The organism is Pseudomonas sp. DE0010 (genome assembly GCF_007680745.1).
Classification (GTDB): Bacteria; Pseudomonadota; Gammaproteobacteria; order Pseudomonadales; family Pseudomonadaceae; genus Aquipseudomonas; species Aquipseudomonas parafulva_B.
The window spans coordinates 86,013-101,899 of record NZ_VEJQ01000022.1 but is presented as its reverse complement, the minus strand read 5'-3'; the positions used below and the strand labels follow the sequence as shown (position 1 = coordinate 101,899).

The window sequence follows — 15,887 nt, the reverse complement described above, 5'->3', positions numbered from 1 at the left end:
TAGGCCCCATCCTGGGGCCCAGCGCTTGACAGGCATCCATGCCTGTCACCTCCCTCCGCAAGACCTGCGTTCGGCCTTCTGAAGTCGCGAAGATCAAAAGCAAGATCAAAAGCCAAAGCAACAGCAACAGCAACAGCAACAGCAAGAGCAAGAGCAACAGCAAGAGCAAGAGCAACAGCAAGAGCAAGAGCGTCTACAGCGGGAATGATAACTTCAAACGTGCCGCGATATATAACCCGTGTAGGAGCGGCCTTGTGCCGCGATGGGCCGCGCAGCGGCCCCAGTAACAGCGATATTGCTCAAATTTTGGGGCCGCTACGCGACCCATCGCGGCACAAGGCCGCTCCTACACGAGAATTGAGTAGTCTTCAAAGAATATACAAGCTTAACCAGTATATTGGATTAACATGTGCTGTAGCGCTTACAGAGTAATAACAATGCACATAGAACCAAGCCAATAAGCCAGACGGCCGATACTGTGGCAGTTCTGACAACGCTCGCCATTGTACGTATTCCAATGGCGCGAATTTGCCAGCGCCCTGGAAGGCCCCAGGATCCGAGCCTACCTGCCCATCATGGCACCACTATCGCAGCACCCGACTTCATTCACCCAGTCGCTTCAACCCTTCCAGGCAGGTAGCCAGGTGATAAGGCGTAGTCGACGGCATATCATGCCGGCTGACATCGCCCTGCCCATCCCGGCATTCATACCATCCCGCCTGCCGCAAGAACCGCCCCTGCAGCGCCTGCAACAGCTGGGGCAGCTTCACGTCTGCGTCAGGGCGCAATGCCAAGGCCCTGGCGTATTCAGCCTGTGCCCAGATACGCTGGGTCGCATCCAGCACGTGCCCTTGCACATCCAGCATCGCCAGCACCGCCATGTTTTTCACGCCATGGCGCTCGGCAAAGGCGAACCCCCGCTCAATGGAAGCATGCAACGCCCTCTCACGCAGCAGCGGCGAGGTGTGCAGCAAATAGAACCACTCGAACTGGTGACCCGGCTCGAACCAGTTATCCACAGTGCCCCTGGGCTTTTCCAGCATCAGGCCGTGGGCAGGCTCGATGAAGTGGGCCTGCATCGCTGTGCATAACTGCAAAAGTGACTGCTGCACAGCCTGGTCATCACGCACGGCCAACACCTGCAGGAAGGCCTCTGCCAAATGCATCTGCGGATTTTGCAGCGCGCCACTGCCCAGGTTGCCCCAGTCCTCACCCAGGCTGGCCTCGTACAAGCCATCATCCCGGACAAAGCGATGCTCGATGACGTCCAGCGCAGCAGCCAGGGTGGAGACCACCAGGTTGTCGCGGACCTGGCCCCAATAGTGCGCGCAGGCGAAGACGATGAACGCGTGGGTATAGAGGTCCTTGCGCCGGTCCAGCGGCTTGCCCTGGGCGTCGATGCTGTAGAACCAGCCACCGTGTTCGGGATCATGAAAGTGCTTTTGCAAGGAGCGGAACAATGCCGCGGCGCGTTCGGCCGCACCCGGTTGATCGATGCGGCTGCTGAACAGGTACAACTGGCGCGCGCACGCCATGGCCCGATAGCGCTGCACAGGCAGCGGCCGATGCTCAGCGTCGAGCGCTTCGTAGGGCAATGCCAGTTCGGTGTTCCAGCCTGGCCCCTGCCATAGAGGCACGATGCACGTGGCAAAGTGCTGATTGAAGTGGGTCAGTTCGGGCAGGGTGGGGCGGGGGTTGGACATCTTGGCGCTCGTCGCTGTCGGGCAGGGCGCCATGGTAGCAGAAGTCGGGTTTGCCGAGCCCGTCAGCCAGGGTTGCCAAGGCCTTGCCAATGCCGCGCACCGACGAAGATGAAGCGCAGTTGCTGGGTGATCTTTTCCTGAGGCGTCAACGCCTGGGGTTCACCCCTGTCTGGCCTGTCGATCAATTCGGGCAGGGTGGCGAACACGGTCTTGACCACCAGGTCCGCCATGACGGTAAGCGCAGCATTGTCCAGGTGCTGCCAACGCTGCATCCGGCCCAGGTCGGTGGCCAGGTCAGCGGTGATGTTTTCACGCAGTTGGGCGATGGCCTGGCGCACGGGCTGCGACCCTCCGTACTGCTCACGTGCCAGGAACAGAAACTGGGCACGGTGGGCAGCGACCACGTCGAGGAATATACGGACCGACGCATCCGTGATACCGCCCAGCTCGAACTCGTTGTGTCGCACCAGCCGGATGGTCTGGCGGAAGGTATCGTCCACCTCGCTGACCAGTGCCAGGCCCAGTGCATCCATGTCCGGGAAATGTCGGTAGAAGCCGGTGGGCACGATGCCGGCCGCCTTGGCCACTTCGCGCAGGCTGATGCTGCCAAAACCGCGACCACTCTCCATGAGCAGGCAGGCGGCGTCGAGCAGGGCCTGGCGGGTCTGTAGCTTCTGTTCGGCACGCGGCAACATGATGCAGGTTTCTATAGAGGGTGGCTGGGCACTCTAGTTAAAAAAACGAAGCCCGGTCAATGGACCGGGCTCGAAGGGGTAGGTCAGGCAGACGACAGCGCGGTGCGTCTTGCATAAGGTCAGCTCACCCGTGCCGTTTGCGACAAGCGATCTGCACCGCCTTCGGCAACACGGCCGCTGCGCTCGATCAGGCGATCAGAACCACCTTCGGCAACACGGGCGCTGCGCTCGATCAGGCGATCGGAGCCGCCTTCGGCAACACGGGCGCTGCGCTCGATCAATCGGTCTGAACCGCCTTCGGCAAGTGTTTCAAGCGGTTGGATGTTTTGAACAGCGCTCGAACGTGATTCGGCGGTCAGGTGCTGCTCGGCACCTGGCAGGGCAAACGCATTGGCTGCAAGCAGGGAAAGGGTGAGGGTCAACAGGTGGCGTTTCATGATTCGGTGCTCCTGTGCGGGGCTGGAAAGTGGGTGTGTAGCCAATGCTACGCCGCGCACCGGCACAGAGAAGTTCATCCGGGTAATGGTAAAAATCGACCTCATTGATATCAGCCGCCAAAGGCTCTATTCAGAGCCCTGGCAGGGTCGCAGGTGGCTTGATGGCGTGGGTACGCACGAGATGCGCCAAGCGAACCGGACGCGCCAGGCGCACCCAGGCACGGGAAATTCTTGGCTATCCTCCCCCTGAGATAAAACCCTCACGCCTTTCATCAGTCCCAGATACATGACCCCTCACCGCTACGCTTGTTTTTGCCTTGCCGCATGGAGACTCACGCAATGACGCGCCCCGCCAGAATCATCCTCTGGACCCTGACCACACTGCTGACCGTGCTGGCAATCCTGGTCGTGGTGATTGCCACCTTCGACTGGAACCGCGTCAAGCCCCTGCTCAACGAAAAGGTGTCCGAGGCCTTGCATCGGCCCTTCGCCATCAATGGCAACCTTGCAGTGCACTGGCGCACCGAGCCTGAAGAAGGCGGTTGGCGGGCGTGGATACCCTGGCCGCATTTCACGGCTGAAGACCTTACCCTGGGCAACCCGGACTGGCTCAAAGAGCCGCAGATGGTTGCACTGGAGCGTGTAGAATTTCGCCTGTCGCCGCTGCCGCTGTTGTTCCACCAGGTCAGCATCCCGCGTATCAACCTGACCAAGCCGACTGCCAGCCTGACGCGTCTGGCGGACGGCCGGGCCAACTGGAATTTCGACTTCGGCCCGAAGGACGAGAACGAAGAGCCGTCCAAATGGCAGATGGACATAGGCGCGATCGGTTTCGACCAAGGCAATGTCAGCTTTGACGACCAGACGCTCAAGGCTCGCATGAAGGTCCAGATCGATCCTCTGGGCAAGCCCATTGCGTTCAGCGACATCGTGGGCAAGGCCACGGCCGAGAAGTCGGCGCCTGCACAGGACTATGCGTTCGGGCTCAAGGCGCAGGGGCGCTACAAGGATCAGCCCGTGTCCGGCACCGGCAAGATTGGCGGCCTGCTGGCACTCAAAGCGTCCGATCAACCCTTCCCGCTGCAAGCGGATGTGCGCATCGCCGATACCCATGTGGTACTGGCCGGTACCCTGACCGACCCGCTCAACCTGGGCGCGCTCGATCTGCGGCTGCGCCTGTCAGGCGCCAGCCTTGGCAATCTGTTCCCGTTGACCGGCGTGACATTGCCTGACACCCCAGCGTATTCCACCGATGGCCACCTCAACGCCAACCTGCACGCCGAGCAAGGCGCTACCTTCGAATACCAAGGGTTCAATGGCAAGATCGGTGACAGCGACATTCACGGTGACCTGGCGTACGTCGCCAGCAAGCCTCGGCCCAAGCTCACGGGCAAGCTCCTCTCCAACCAGCTCCTGTTCAAGGACCTTGCACCACTGATCGGCGCTGACTCCAATGCCGAGCAAAAAGCCCGTGGCGGTGCCAGCAAGCAGCCGTCCGACAAGGTCTTGCCGGTCGAGGAATTCCGTACCGATCGCTGGCGTGCCATGGATGCCGATGTCACCTTCACCGGCAAGCGCATCGTGCACAGCGAGCAGCTTCCTTTCAACGACCTGTCGGCCCACGTGATCCTGGAAGACGGCCTGCTGCGCCTGGAGCCGTTGAGGTTCGGCGTAGCGGGCGGCAACCTGGCATCACGCATTCGCCTGGACGGCCGCAACGTTCCGTTGCAGGGGCGTGCACGGCTTACTGCGAGGGGGTTCAAGCTCAAGCAACTGTTCCCCACCTTCGCACCGATGCAAAGCAGCTTTGGCGAGCTCAATGGGGATGCCGACATCACCGGTCGCGGCAACTCCGTGGCAGCACTGCTCGGTAGCGCCAATGGCGACCTGCGCATGCTGGTCAACGATGGCGCCATCAGCCGCAGCCTCATGGAAATCGCAGGTTTGAACGTGGGCAACTACATCGTCGACAAACTCTTCGGTGATGAAGACGTGAAGATCAACTGCGCCGCTGCCGATGTCGGTATCAAGGATGGCCTTGCCAGTACGCGGCTGTTCATTTTCGATACCGAGAACGCGATCATCTATATCAACGGCACCGCCAACTTCGCCAACGAGCGTCTGGACCTGAAGATCACCCCGGAATCCAAGGGGTTGAGGCTGTTCTCCCTGCGCTCGCCGCTGTATGTGCGGGGGGCTTTCGCCAAACCTAGCGCCGGGGTGCAGGCCGTACCGCTGGCACTGCGCGGCGCCGGTATGGTTGCCCTTGGGGTGGTCGCGGGGCCCGCGGCCGGTCTGTTGGCGCTGATCGCACCCAGCAGTGGGGATGATCCCAACCAGTGCACACCATTGTTGCAGCAGATGAAGGAAGGTAAGGCGCCGGCGGCCGTCAAAGGCCGCAAGTGATGGCGGGGCATGGGCCTGCGAGCTGAAACCTTGAAGCGGCTGCGCAGCCCATCGCGGCCGGTCCAGCGCCCCGGCAAGGTCGCTCCTTGAAATCGGTTAGCCTTCGAGGCGGCATCAGGCAGTTGCTTCTGCAAAGTCCAGGCCCCGCTATCGCAGCCCATACAGGACCAAGGTGAAAGCGGCCGAGTGCCGCGATGGGCCGCAGCGCGACCCTGGCAATATGCGCTGCGAAGCTCAGATCCTGGGGCCGCTGCGCGGCTTGCAGCCAGTCCAACGCCCCGGCGGAGCCGGTCACGGGCTTAGGCAACCCAGAGTTAAGGGAAAGATCGCCAGTGCTTCACGATCTCAGAGAATTGGGGGGATGGTCCGGTCAGGGCGCCAGACCGACCGCAATGGGCTGCGAAGCAGCCCTGCGTGAGCAGCATTGCCGCATCAGCGGCATTGCCAATTGCTACAGGCCTTACAGACCATCGAGCAGGTCGGACATGTCGTCGGCGTGTTCTTCTTCCTGCGCCAGGATGTCTTCGAAGATGCGGCGAGTGGTCGGGTCCTTGTCGCCGATGTACTGGATGATCTCGCGGTAGCTGTCGATGGCGATACGCTCGGCTACCAAGTCTTCCAGGACCATTTCCTTGAGGGTCGTGCCTGCCACGTACTGGGCGTGGGAGTTCTTGCTCAGGTTGTCCGGGTTGAAGTCAGGCTCGCCGCCCAGCTGCACGATACGCTCGGCCAGCTTGTCGGCGTGTTCGGATTCCTGATTGGCATGCTCCAGGAATTCTTCGGCAGCCACGCTGGCCTTGACGCCAGAAGCCATGAAGTAGTGACGCTTGTAGCGCAGGGTGCAGACCAGTTCGGTGGCCAGCGAATCGTTGAGCAGCTTGATGATGCGCTCGCGATCGGCATTGTAGCCTTCGGTCACGGCACCGTTTTCCACATGCTCGCGCGCGCGCTGGCGCAAGGTCTGAATGTCGGTCATTTCAGTCGTGTTCATGTTTCATCTCCAAAAAGCATCAGGTAGTCGTAGTCAGGTAGCGGAAGCCTTACGCGCCTTTGACGGCCTCGCGGTCTTCTTCACGTTGTTTGCAGGTCTTGAAACCCTTGGCATCCACATGGCCGGTGGCATCGAAGCGTACGTAGTACGGCTGCTGCTTGCCGTCGCGGTTGAGGATGTAGTCGTTGCAGGTACCGCCATTGGGCAGGTCGATGACGTTGGACGGGCTGCCGCCGATGGCGATGACGCGCTGCATGGTCATGCCATTTTCGACCTGCTTGACCAGGGGCTCGTTGCGGTAGGTCACGTAGTCCACCGGGTTTTCCGGGCGGCTGCCGCATGCCGTCAGGGTGGCGCTGGCCAGAAGGATTGCCAGAGTCTGCTTGAACATCGTCCCGCTCCTTGCACAAAAGGGTATGTGCAGGTTTTGAACCTCACGCAGCGCCAGGAGTTCGATCGAGGTAGCCAATTGCCTGCGTGCAAAAAGGTTGTCGTGCACTTGATGACAAAACGGGCCTCGCGTCAGCGCTTGTCTACACTGCAGGTGTCACCGTGCGTTGGGCGCGGGCTCAGGAGAACACGACATGAAACGGCTGCACATTCCGTTGCTGATGGTTGCGCTGTTGTTCAGCGCCCAAGGTTTCGCGGCAAATACCGCCCAGCAGGAAAAGATGAAAACGTGCAATGCAGATGCCACGGCGCAATCGCTCAAGGGCGACGCCCGCAAGGCCTTCATGAGTACGTGCCTGAAGAAACAGGTGCCACAGACCCAGCAGGAGAAGATGAAGACGTGCAATGCCGATGCCACCGCCAAGGTGCTCAAGGGTGATGAGCGCAAGGCCTTCATGAGTGAGTGCCTCAAGAAGAAATGATCGGTGCCTATGCCTGCAGGCATAACGCTGGCAGACTGCGGATCTTCTTCGTTGGCTGCCGCTGAGGCTGTATGACCTTCACCCCCCGCCAAGTCACCCTGGCCAGTTTGATTATCGTGTTCGCAGGCTTGCTGTTGGCGTTGCCGTTGAAGCTGCTGCCCAGCCTGCTGGCAGGCCTGCTGGTGTTCGAACTGGTCAACATGCTCACGCCGCGTCTGCAGCCATTGATTGCCGGGCAGCGTGCGCGCTGGCTGGCAGTGGCGCTGCTGGGCACGCTGGTGGTGATCAGCCTGGCGCTGCTGATCGCCGGGGCGTTCAGCTTCCTGTTGCATGAAGCGGAAAACCCTGGCGCTTCGCTGGACAAGTTCATGGCGTTGGTTGAGCGGGCGCGCGGGCAGTTGCCGCCGTTCATCGAGGGCTATTTGCCGGCCAGTGCTGCTGAGTTCAAGGTGGCGATCGGCGACTGGATCAAGAGCCATCTCAGTGATTTGCAACTGGTGGGCAAGGGCATGGCCCACATGTTCGTGACCCTGCTGATCGGCATGATCCTGGGGGCTATCGTCGCCCTGCAGCGCATACCCGACATCTCCCGGCGCAAACCACTGGCAGCTGCCCTGTTCGAGCGCCTGAGCCTGCTGGTACAGGCGTTTCGCAACATCGTTTTCGCCCAGATCAAGATTTCCCTGCTCAATACCGCATTCACTGGCATCTTTCTGGCCGTGGTGTTGCCGTTGTTCGGGGTGCACCTGCCGCTGACCAAGACCTTGATCGTGCTGACGTTCCTGTTGGGTCTGCTACCGGTCATCGGCAACCTCATGTCCAACACCCTGATCACCATCGTCGGGTTATCGTTGTCGGTGTGGGTGGCAGCGGCGGCGTTGGTATACCTGATCGTCATCCACAAGGTGGAGTACTTCCTCAACGCCAAGATCGTCGGTGGGCAGATCAGGGCCAAGGCCTGGGAACTGCTGTTGGCCATGCTGGTGTTCGAAGCGGCGTTCGGCCTGCCGGGGGTGGTGGCAGGGCCGGTCTATTACGCTTATCTCAAGAGCGAGCTGCGCAGGATGGAGCTGGTTTGAAGGCGGCCACGACGGGCCTGCTCAGGACATAACAGGGCCGGCGCCAGGCTTGGTCAGGCGGTTACAGCCAGCGCTACCGTCAACGAGGGGCGACACAAGCGCCCCTTACCCCGTCGTTTCGTCACGCGCCATAACGCTTGCGTGCCTCAATGGCCAGCCCACTGCCGATGCTGCCAAAGATATTGCCTTCCACGTGACGGGCATTGGGCAACATCGCCGCCACACTGTTGCGCAGGGCTGGAATGCCGCTGGAGCCGCCCGTGAAGAATACCGTGTCGACCTGGCCCTGACTGACCCCGGCCTTGGCCAGCAAGTCCGTGACACTGGCCCGCACCCGTTCCAACAGGCTTTCGATGGCCGTCTCGAACAGGTTGCGAGACAGGTCCACGCCAAGGCCTGGTTCGATGCGGCCGAGGTCGACGTGACGACTCGGCTGTTCGGTCAATTCGATCTTGCTGGCTTCCACTTCCATGGCCAGCCAATGCCCGGCGCGCTCCTCGATAAGTTTGAACAGCCGATCAACGCCAAGGGTGTCCTCGATGTCGTAGCGCATGTTGCCCAGCGCCAACTGCGACTTCTGTGAGTACAGCGCGTTGATCGTATGCCAGGTGGCCAGGTTGAGGTGATAGCTGGTTGGCATCAAGGCACCGCTTTTCATGCGGCTGCCATAACCGAACAGCGGCATCACCCCTTGCAGGCTCAGCTGCTTGTCGAAGTCCGTGCCGCCGATGTGTACGCCACCGGTTGCGAGGATGTCGCTCTGGCGCTCGGCCACCGCGTGCCGCTCCGGCGACAGCCGAATGAGGGTGAAGTCGGACGTACCGCCGCCGATGTCGACGATCAGCACCAGTTCTTCACGGCTGATGCCCGACTCGTAGTCGAACGCCGCGGCGATGGGCTCGTACTGGAACGATATGTCCTTGAAGCCGATCTTGCGTGCCACCTCGGCCAGCGTGTCCTCGGCTTCCTGGTCGGCTGCCGGGTCCTCGTCGACGAAGAATACCGGGCGGCCGAGTACCACCTGATCGAACTCACGCCCGGCCTCAGCCTGAGCGCGGTTTTTCAGCTCACCGATGAACATGCCCAGCAGGTCCTTGAACGGCAGTGCGCTGCCCAGCACGCTGGTGTCGTGCTTGATCAGCTTGGACCCGAGCAGGCTCTTGAGCGAGCGCATCAAGCGCCCCTCATAACCTTCGAGGTATTCGTGCAGGGCCAGCCGGCCATAGACAGGGCGGCGCTCCTCGATATTGAAGAACACCACCGAGGGCAAGGTGATCTTGCCGTCTTCCAGGGCAATCAGCGATTCCATGCCCGGGCGGTGCCAGCCAACCGTCGAGTTGGAGGTGCCAAAGTCGATGCCAAGGGCGCGGGCCGGGGATACGTCGGACATGGGGAAAAAGCTTCCGGAGGCAAAACGGCCGCGCAGTGTATGCCAGCTGGCGACAGAATCAAGACCGGTCGTCTGCCATGGAGCAACCCCAAGCGGGCCTTGAAAGGCTATGCTTGATCCCTATCTTCTCCAGCAACACGCACATTCACACTGGTGATCCCTAGATGGACTTCAAAGACTACTACAAGATACTTGGCGTAGAGCCCACGGCGGACGACAAGGCGATCAAGGCCGCGTACCGCAAGCTGGCCCGCAAGTATCACCCTGATGTCAGCAAAGAGCGCGACGCCGAAGACAAATTCAAGGAAGCCAACGAGGCCTACGAAGTGCTGGGCGACGCGCAGAAACGCGCCGAATTCGATGAAATCCGCAAGTACGGCGGCCAGCATGGCCGGCCGTTCCAGGCACCGCCGGGCTGGGAAAGCCGAGGCGGGGCCGGGGGTGGTTTCGAGAGTGGCGATTTTTCGGACTTTTTCAGCTCGATGTTCGGCGGTCGTGGAGGCAACCCGTTCGGGGGTGCCCGTCAACAACAGCGCAGTGCCGGCAGGCGAGGGCAGGACGTGGAGCTTGAACTGGCGGTATTTCTGGAAGAAACCCTGAGCAAAGAGTCCAAGCAGATCAGCTTTCAGGTACCGCAAACCAATGCCATGGGCCAGCGCACCGGGTTCACCACCAAGACCCTGAACGTGAAGATCCCGGCCGGCGTGACCGATGGCGAGCGCATTCGCCTCAAGGGCCAGGGTGCCCCGGGGGTCGGTGGCGGTGCCAATGGCGATTTGTTCCTGACCATCCGCATGGCCCCGCACCCGCTGTTCGACGTCGAAGGGCACGACCTGATCATCACCGTGCCGCTGGCACCCTGGGAAGCGGCCCTGGGCACCAAGGTGGCGGTACCTACGCTCGAAGGCAGGATCAACCTGACCATCCGCCCCGACAGCCAGAGCGGGCAGCGCCTGCGGGTGCCAGGCAAGGGCCTGGCCGACAAGCAGGGCCAGCGCGGCAACCTCTATGCACAGCTCAAGGTCGTAATGCCGACCACCTCTGACGAATCTACCCGGGAACTGTGGGCCAAGCTTTCCGAGAAGGCCGCGTTCGACCCGAGGGCACAATGGAGTAAGTGATCATGAGCAGCACCCTGATCGTTCAACTGGACATGCATACCTTGTGTCAGGAAGCCGACCTCACGGCGGACTGTGTGATCGAGATCGTCGAGCACGGCATTGTGGAGCCAACCGGGCGCAGGCCTGAAGACTGGCTGTTCGACGATCAGGCACCGCTGCTGGCAAGGCGCGCGGCCAAGCTGCACCAGGAGCTGGAACTGGAATGGGAAGGCGTGGCGCTGGCCCTGGAATTGCTCCAGGAGGTGCAGCAGCTACGCAACGAGAACAGCATGCTGCGCCAGCGCCTGGGCAGGTTCACGCAGATGTGAAGGGAAGCAGTCGCGGGCAGCGCTGGAACACTGGCCAACGCAGCCTTGTGACTTCAGGCAAGGCTGCATGATGGCTGCCTGGGCGAGGTGTCAGGGCAGGTCTGGCTCGGCCCCTGGGCTCAGCACCCGCTGCATGAAGGTCAGGTCCAGCCAGCGCCCGAATTTCACCCCCACCTGCGGCATCTGCCCGGTAACCACGAAACCCAGGCGCTCGTGCAGGTGCACAGACGCTGCGTTGCCGCTTTCGATGGCCGCGACCATGACGTGCTTGCCGCAGCCTTGGGCGCGCTCGATCAACGCATTCATCAGCGCCGGCCCAAGCCCTTTGCCGCGCTGATCGCTGCGCACATATACCGAATGCTCGACCGTATGGCGAAACCCCTCGAACGGGCGCCAGTCCCCGAAGGAGGCGTAGCCCAGCACGTCGGCGCCGTCCACGGCCACCAGTATCGGGTAACCCTGTTGCGCACGGGCGTCGAACCAGGCCTGGCGGTTGGCCAGGTCCACCGGCGTCTCGTTCCAGATGGCCGTGGTGTTGCGCACGGCATCGTTGTAGATGTCGAGGATGGCCGGTAGGTCGGCAGGCAGGGCGTCGCGGATTTCGTGACTCATGGCAGCGTCTCGCTAGGTCGAAGCGTGCAGGTTAAATGGTTACCAGCCCGCGTACACCTTCGGCCTGCATGTTTTCGCCCCGGCCACGCTGCACGATCTGGCCACGGGCCATGACCAGGTAGTGATCAGCCAAGGCCTCGGCAAAATCGTAGAACTGCTCGACCAGCAGGATGGCCATGTCGCCGCGCTGCGCCAGCCGCTGGATGACCGCGCCTATTTCCTTGATCACCGAAGGCTGGATACCCTCGGTGGGCTCATCGAGAATCAGCAGGCGCGGACGACTGGCCAATGCCCGGCCGATGGCCAGCTGCTGTTGCTGCCCCCCGGACAAATCCCCGCCACGGCGTAGCTTCATCTGCTCCAGCACAGGGAACAACTCGTAGATGAAGGCAGGCACTTCACGCGCCTCGCGCCCCGCAAAGCGTGACAGGCCCATCAGCAGGTTTTCCTCGACGCTCAGGCGCGGGAAAATTTCGCGGCCCTGTGGCACGTACGCAATGCCGGCCTGCACCCGGTGGTGCGGCTTGAGTGCGGTGATGGGCTTGCCTTCCCATTCCACGCTGCCTTCGCGCACGGGCACCAGGCCCATCAGGCAACGCAGCAACGTGGTCTTGCCCACGCCGTTGCGGCCCAGCAGGCAGGTGACCTCGCCCAGCCTGGCTTCGAAGGACAGGCCGCGCAGAATATGGCTGCCGCCGTAGTACTGGTGCAGCGTATCGATCTTGAGCATGCAAGGCTCCTGAAGTAACGGGGTTGTGCGCCCCCGGCAGCTCACCGGTGTACGCGGGAAGACGTGCGCCTGTTCAACGACCGAGGTACACCTCGACCACACGATCATCGGCCTGCACCTGCTCAAGCGATCCCTCAGCCAGCACCGAGCCCTGGTGCAGCACCGTCACATGGTCGGCGATGCTGCCCACGAACCCCATGTCGTGCTCGACCACCATCAGCGAGTGCTTGCCTGCAAGCCCCTTGAACAGCTCGGCGGTAAAGGCGGTTTCGGCGTCGGTCATGCCGGCCACGGGTTCGTCGAGCAACAGCAGTTGAGGTTCCTGGACCAGCAGCATGGCAATTTCCAGAAACTGCTTCTGGCCGTGGGAGAGCAGCCCGGCCTGACGCGTGGCCAGCCCGTTCAGGCGCACGGTGGTCAGGACTTCGTCGATCCTGTCGCGTTGCTCGCCGCTCAGGCGCGACCTCAGGCTCGCCCACACCGACTTGTCGGTCTTGAGCGCCAGCTCGAGGTTTTCATACAGGCTCAACGCCTCGAACACCGTGGGTTTCTGGAACTTGCGGCCGATGCCAGCCTGGGCAATCTGGTACTCGCTCATGCGCGTCAGGTCGAGCGTGTCGCCAAAGTAGGCACTGCCAGCGCTGGGCCGTGTCTTGCCGGTGATCACGTCCATCATCGTGGTCTTGCCCGCACCGTTTGGCCCGATGATGCAGCGCAGCTCGCCCACGCCGATATACAGCGTCAGCGCATTGAGTGCCTTGAACCCATCGAAGCTGACGCTCACCTCTTCAAGGCTCAGCACGGTGCCATGCCGCGCGTCCAGGCCTGGTACGCGGGCATGGCCCAGGCCTATGGCGTCGCGGCCGATACCCTGCGGGTCGAAGGCAGGTTCGAGCATGAACTCCGGGTGTACCGGGGGCAGGCCTCTCATGACTGGCTCCTTTTGTTCCACAGGCCAACCAGGCCCTTGGGCAAGTACAGGGTCACGAGGATGAACAGCGCGCCGAGGAAAAACAGCCAGAATTCCGGGAAAGCCACCGTGAACCAGCTCTTCATGCCGTTGACCAGCCCCGCGCCCAGCAGCGGGCCGATCAGGGTACCGCGCCCGCCCAGTGCCACCCAGACAGCGGCCTCGATGGAGTTGGTGGGCGACATTTCGCTGGGGTTGATGATGCCGACCTGAGGCACGTACAGCGCGCCTGCCAGGCCGCACAGCATGGCGCTGAGCACCCATACCAGCAGCTTGAAACCACGCGGATCGTAGCCGCAGAACATCAACCGGTTCTCGGCATCGCGAACGGCCGTCAACAGGCGCCCGAACTTGCTGCGCGTCAACCGCCAGCACAGGTACAGGCTGGCGACCAGCAGCGCAACGGTGAGCAGGAACAGTACGGCGCGGGTCCCGGGTGCGGCGATGTCGAAGCCCAGCAGGGTGCGAAAGCTGGTGAAGCCGTTGTTCCCGCCAAAACCGGTCTCGTTGCGAAAGAACAGCAACATCCCGGCAAAGGTCAGGGCCTGGGTCATGATCGAGAAGTACACACCCTTGATCCGCGAGCGGAAGGCAAACCAGCCGAACACCAGGGCCAGCATGCCAGGCGCCAGCACCGCCAGGCACAGGGCCCAGGCAAAGTGTTGGGTGCCGGCCCAGTACCAGGGCAGCTCGTTCCAGGACAGGAATGTCATGAAGCCTGGCAGCCCCTCCCCGGCGGCCTGGCGCATCAGGTACATGCCCATGGCGTAGCCGCCCAGGGCAAAGAACAGACCATGGCCGAGCGACAGCAGCCCCGCATAGCCCCAGACCAGGTCAAGGGCCAGGGCCACGATGGCATAGCAGAGGATCTTGCCCACCAGCGTGAGCACATAGGCCGACACATGCAGGGCGTGGTCGGCGGGCAGCAGCGACAACAGCGGCAAGGCGAGCAGTAGCGCCAGGGCGGCGATACCCAGCGCCAGCGACAGGCGAGGGCCGGCTTTGTGCGCAGCGGTGACAAGCAGTGGCTGGTTCATCAGTCGATCACCCGTCCCTTGAGGGCAAACAGGCCTTGCGGGCGCTTCTGGATGAACAGGATGACCAGCGCAAGGATGAGGATCTTGCCGAGCACCGCACCGATCTGCGGCTCCAGCAGTTTGTTGGCGATGCCCAGCCCGAACGCCGCCCAGAGGCTTCCGGCCAGTTGGCCGACACCCCCGAGCACCACCACCAGGAATGAATCGATGATGTAGCTTTGCCCCAGGTCCGGCCCCACGTTGCCGACCTGGCTCAAGGCCACGCCGCCCAGGCCGGCGATGCCCGAACCCAGGCCGAAGGCGAGCATGTCCACACGCCCGGTGGACACGCCGCAGCACGCCGCCATGTTGCGGTTCTGGGTTACGGCGCGCACGTTCAGGCCCAGGCGCGTGCGGTTGAGCAGCAGCCAGGTCAGCAGCACCACGGCCAGCGCGAACGCGATGATCACCAGGCGGTTGTAAGGCAGGATCAGGTTGGGCAGAACCTGGATGCCACCCGACAACCAGGCCGGGTTGCTGACCTCGACGTTCTGTGCGCCGAACAGCAAACGCACGGCCTGGATCAGAATCAGGCTGATGCCCCAGGTGGCCAGCAGGGTTTCCAGAGGGCGGCCGTACAGGTGGCGGATCACTGTACGTTCCAGTGCCATGCCGACACCGGCACTGACGGCGAACGCCACGGGCAGGGCGATCAGTGGGTAGAACTCCAGGGCACCCGGTGCATAGCGCTGCACCACTACCTGCACCATGTAGGTGCTGTAGGCGCCGAGCATCAGCATCTCGCCATGCGCCATGTTGATCACACCCAGAAGTCCGAACGTGATCGCCAGCCCCAGCGCCGCCAATAGCAGGATCGACCCCAGCGACAGGCCACTGAAGGCCTGACCGAGCACTTCACCGATCAGCAGCTTGCGCTTGACCTGGGCCAGGCTGGTTTCGGCGGCGGTACGCACCGTGGGGTCCGTTTCCATCTCGGGTTGCAACAGCGCTTCAAGGCGGGTGCGGGCCGTTGGGTCACCGGTTTCCCCTAACAGGCGTACGGCCGCCAGGCGCACCGAAGGGTCGCTGGCGCCGAGCTGCAGGTTGGCCAAGGCCAGGCCCAAGGCTGCCCGCACGGTCGCATCCGGCTCGCTGGCGTAGCGCCGGTCGAGCAAGGCGACCTGAGCCGGTTGTGCGCTCTTTTGCAACTGCCTGGCGGCGGCTAGCCGGGCGGCGCTGTCGTCACTGAGTAACCGGTGGCTGGCCAGGGCATTGTCGATCAGCCCGCGCAGGCGGTTGTTCAGGCGCACCTTGCGGCTGTCGTCCTTGGCGATTCGGCCGGCCTGCAGGTTTTCCAGCAGCGCCAGTCGGCCCGGCTCGGGTTGTGCGGCCCAGGTATCGAGCAGGCGCGCCTGCTCGGCGGGCTTGGCGGCGAGGAAAAACTCGCCTTCGCTGGCGTCTACTGCCATGGGCAACAGCAGTAGCAGGGTAAGCAGGAATCTGAGCATGAGGCTCTCCTGTGAATCAGCGCTTACGCGCAGGCGTGCCCGAACAGCG

At 62.4% G+C, this 15,887-nt stretch carries 17 protein-coding genes; 5 read left to right on the top strand and 12 right to left on the bottom strand.

Annotated elements, in window-relative coordinates; genetic code table 11:
- The 4 genes from FS767_RS23070 to FS767_RS16875 form a co-directional block, all read right to left on the bottom strand.
- On the bottom strand, positions 1-187 hold a 187-nt coding region (locus FS767_RS23070), incomplete at its 3' end, for a hypothetical protein (protein ID WP_218571735.1).
- A gap of 415 nt (positions 188-602) precedes the next feature.
- Positions 603-1,703 (bottom strand): AGE family epimerase/isomerase, encoded by a 1,101-nt coding sequence (locus tag FS767_RS16885; protein ID WP_144966971.1) that lies wholly within the window; start codon positions 1,701-1,703, stop codon positions 603-605.
- Positions 1,704-1,765: 62 nt separating this feature from the next.
- The gene (locus FS767_RS16880) at positions 1,766-2,398 is read right to left on the bottom strand and encodes a TetR family transcriptional regulator (RefSeq protein WP_144966970.1); all 633 of its coding nucleotides are present in this window, start codon (positions 2,396-2,398) and stop codon (positions 1,766-1,768) included.
- Positions 2,399-2,517: 119 nt separating this feature from the next.
- Complete coding sequence (locus tag FS767_RS16875) at positions 2,518-2,835, bottom strand: hypothetical protein (RefSeq protein ID WP_058638240.1); 318 nt, start codon at positions 2,833-2,835, stop codon at positions 2,518-2,520.
- Between the two features lie 339 nt (positions 2,836-3,174).
- Between FS767_RS16875 and FS767_RS16870 the strand changes: the two genes are divergently transcribed.
- A complete protein-coding gene (locus FS767_RS16870) occupies positions 3,175-5,241 on the top strand; it encodes an AsmA family protein (RefSeq protein ID WP_144966969.1) in 2,067 nt (688 codons plus the stop codon).
- 460 nt (positions 5,242-5,701) lie between these two features.
- Here FS767_RS16870 and FS767_RS16865 read toward each other — a convergent pair whose 3' ends face one another.
- Together FS767_RS16865 and osmE are read right to left on the bottom strand one after the other, a co-directional pair.
- On the bottom strand, positions 5,702-6,232 hold the full coding sequence (locus FS767_RS16865; RefSeq protein WP_058603494.1) for a bacterioferritin: 531 nt from the start codon (positions 6,230-6,232) through the stop codon (positions 5,702-5,704).
- Positions 6,233-6,281: 49 nt separating this feature from the next.
- Positions 6,282-6,623 carry an osmotically-inducible lipoprotein OsmE gene (osmE, locus tag FS767_RS16860; protein ID WP_058638237.1) on the bottom strand — a complete coding sequence of 114 codons (342 nt, stop codon included), beginning with the start codon at positions 6,621-6,623 and terminating at the stop codon, positions 6,282-6,284.
- Between the two features lie 193 nt (positions 6,624-6,816).
- On the opposite strand from osmE, the gene FS767_RS16855 reads away from it, so the two are divergent.
- Together FS767_RS16855 and FS767_RS16850 are read left to right on the top strand one after the other, a co-directional pair.
- Positions 6,817-7,104: a PsiF family protein gene (locus tag FS767_RS16855; protein WP_144966968.1), complete on the top strand. Its 288-nt coding sequence runs from the start codon at positions 6,817-6,819 to the stop codon at positions 7,102-7,104.
- Positions 7,105-7,175: 71 nt separating this feature from the next.
- Positions 7,176-8,183, top strand: coding sequence for an AI-2E family transporter (locus tag FS767_RS16850; RefSeq protein ID WP_023534518.1), 1,008 nt, complete (start codon positions 7,176-7,178; stop codon positions 8,181-8,183).
- 121 nt (positions 8,184-8,304) lie between these two features.
- Here FS767_RS16850 and FS767_RS16845 read toward each other — a convergent pair whose 3' ends face one another.
- Complete coding sequence (locus FS767_RS16845; RefSeq protein WP_144966967.1) at positions 8,305-9,573, bottom strand: Hsp70 family protein; 1,269 nt, start codon at positions 9,571-9,573, stop codon at positions 8,305-8,307.
- A 164-nt stretch (positions 9,574-9,737) separates the two neighbouring features.
- Between FS767_RS16845 and cbpA the strand changes: the two genes are divergently transcribed.
- Both cbpA and FS767_RS16835 read left to right on the top strand, forming a co-directional pair.
- Entirely contained in the window at positions 9,738-10,694 is a 957-nt protein-coding gene (cbpA, locus tag FS767_RS16840; protein WP_027915300.1) for a curved DNA-binding protein, read from the top strand.
- A 2-nt stretch (positions 10,695-10,696) separates the two neighbouring features.
- Positions 10,697-11,002 (top strand): chaperone modulator CbpM, encoded by a 306-nt coding sequence (locus FS767_RS16835; RefSeq protein WP_023534557.1) that lies wholly within the window; start codon positions 10,697-10,699, stop codon positions 11,000-11,002.
- Between the two features lie 90 nt (positions 11,003-11,092).
- On the opposite strand, the gene FS767_RS16830 is transcribed toward FS767_RS16835, so the two are convergent.
- The 5 genes from FS767_RS16830 to urtB form a co-directional block, all read right to left on the bottom strand.
- Positions 11,093-11,614 (bottom strand): GNAT family N-acetyltransferase, encoded by a 522-nt coding sequence (locus FS767_RS16830; protein WP_144966966.1) that lies wholly within the window; start codon positions 11,612-11,614, stop codon positions 11,093-11,095.
- A gap of 31 nt (positions 11,615-11,645) precedes the next feature.
- Positions 11,646-12,344: an urea ABC transporter ATP-binding subunit UrtE gene (gene urtE / locus FS767_RS16825; RefSeq protein WP_144966965.1), complete on the bottom strand. Its 699-nt coding sequence runs from the start codon at positions 12,342-12,344 to the stop codon at positions 11,646-11,648.
- Positions 12,345-12,417: 73 nt separating this feature from the next.
- Complete coding sequence (gene urtD, locus FS767_RS16820) at positions 12,418-13,275, bottom strand: urea ABC transporter ATP-binding protein UrtD (protein ID WP_144966964.1); 858 nt, start codon at positions 13,273-13,275, stop codon at positions 12,418-12,420.
- Positions 13,272-14,351: an urea ABC transporter permease subunit UrtC gene (gene urtC / locus FS767_RS16815; protein WP_144966963.1), complete on the bottom strand. Its 1,080-nt coding sequence runs from the start codon at positions 14,349-14,351 to the stop codon at positions 13,272-13,274. Before urtC ends, urtD begins: the two co-directional genes overlap by 4 nt.
- Positions 14,351-15,838, bottom strand: a complete 1,488-nt coding sequence (urtB, locus tag FS767_RS16810; protein ID WP_144966962.1) for an urea ABC transporter permease subunit UrtB — start codon at positions 15,836-15,838, stop codon at positions 14,351-14,353. The genes urtC and urtB overlap by 1 nt, the downstream gene beginning before the upstream one ends.
- Positions 15,839-15,887: the final 49 nt, after the last annotated feature.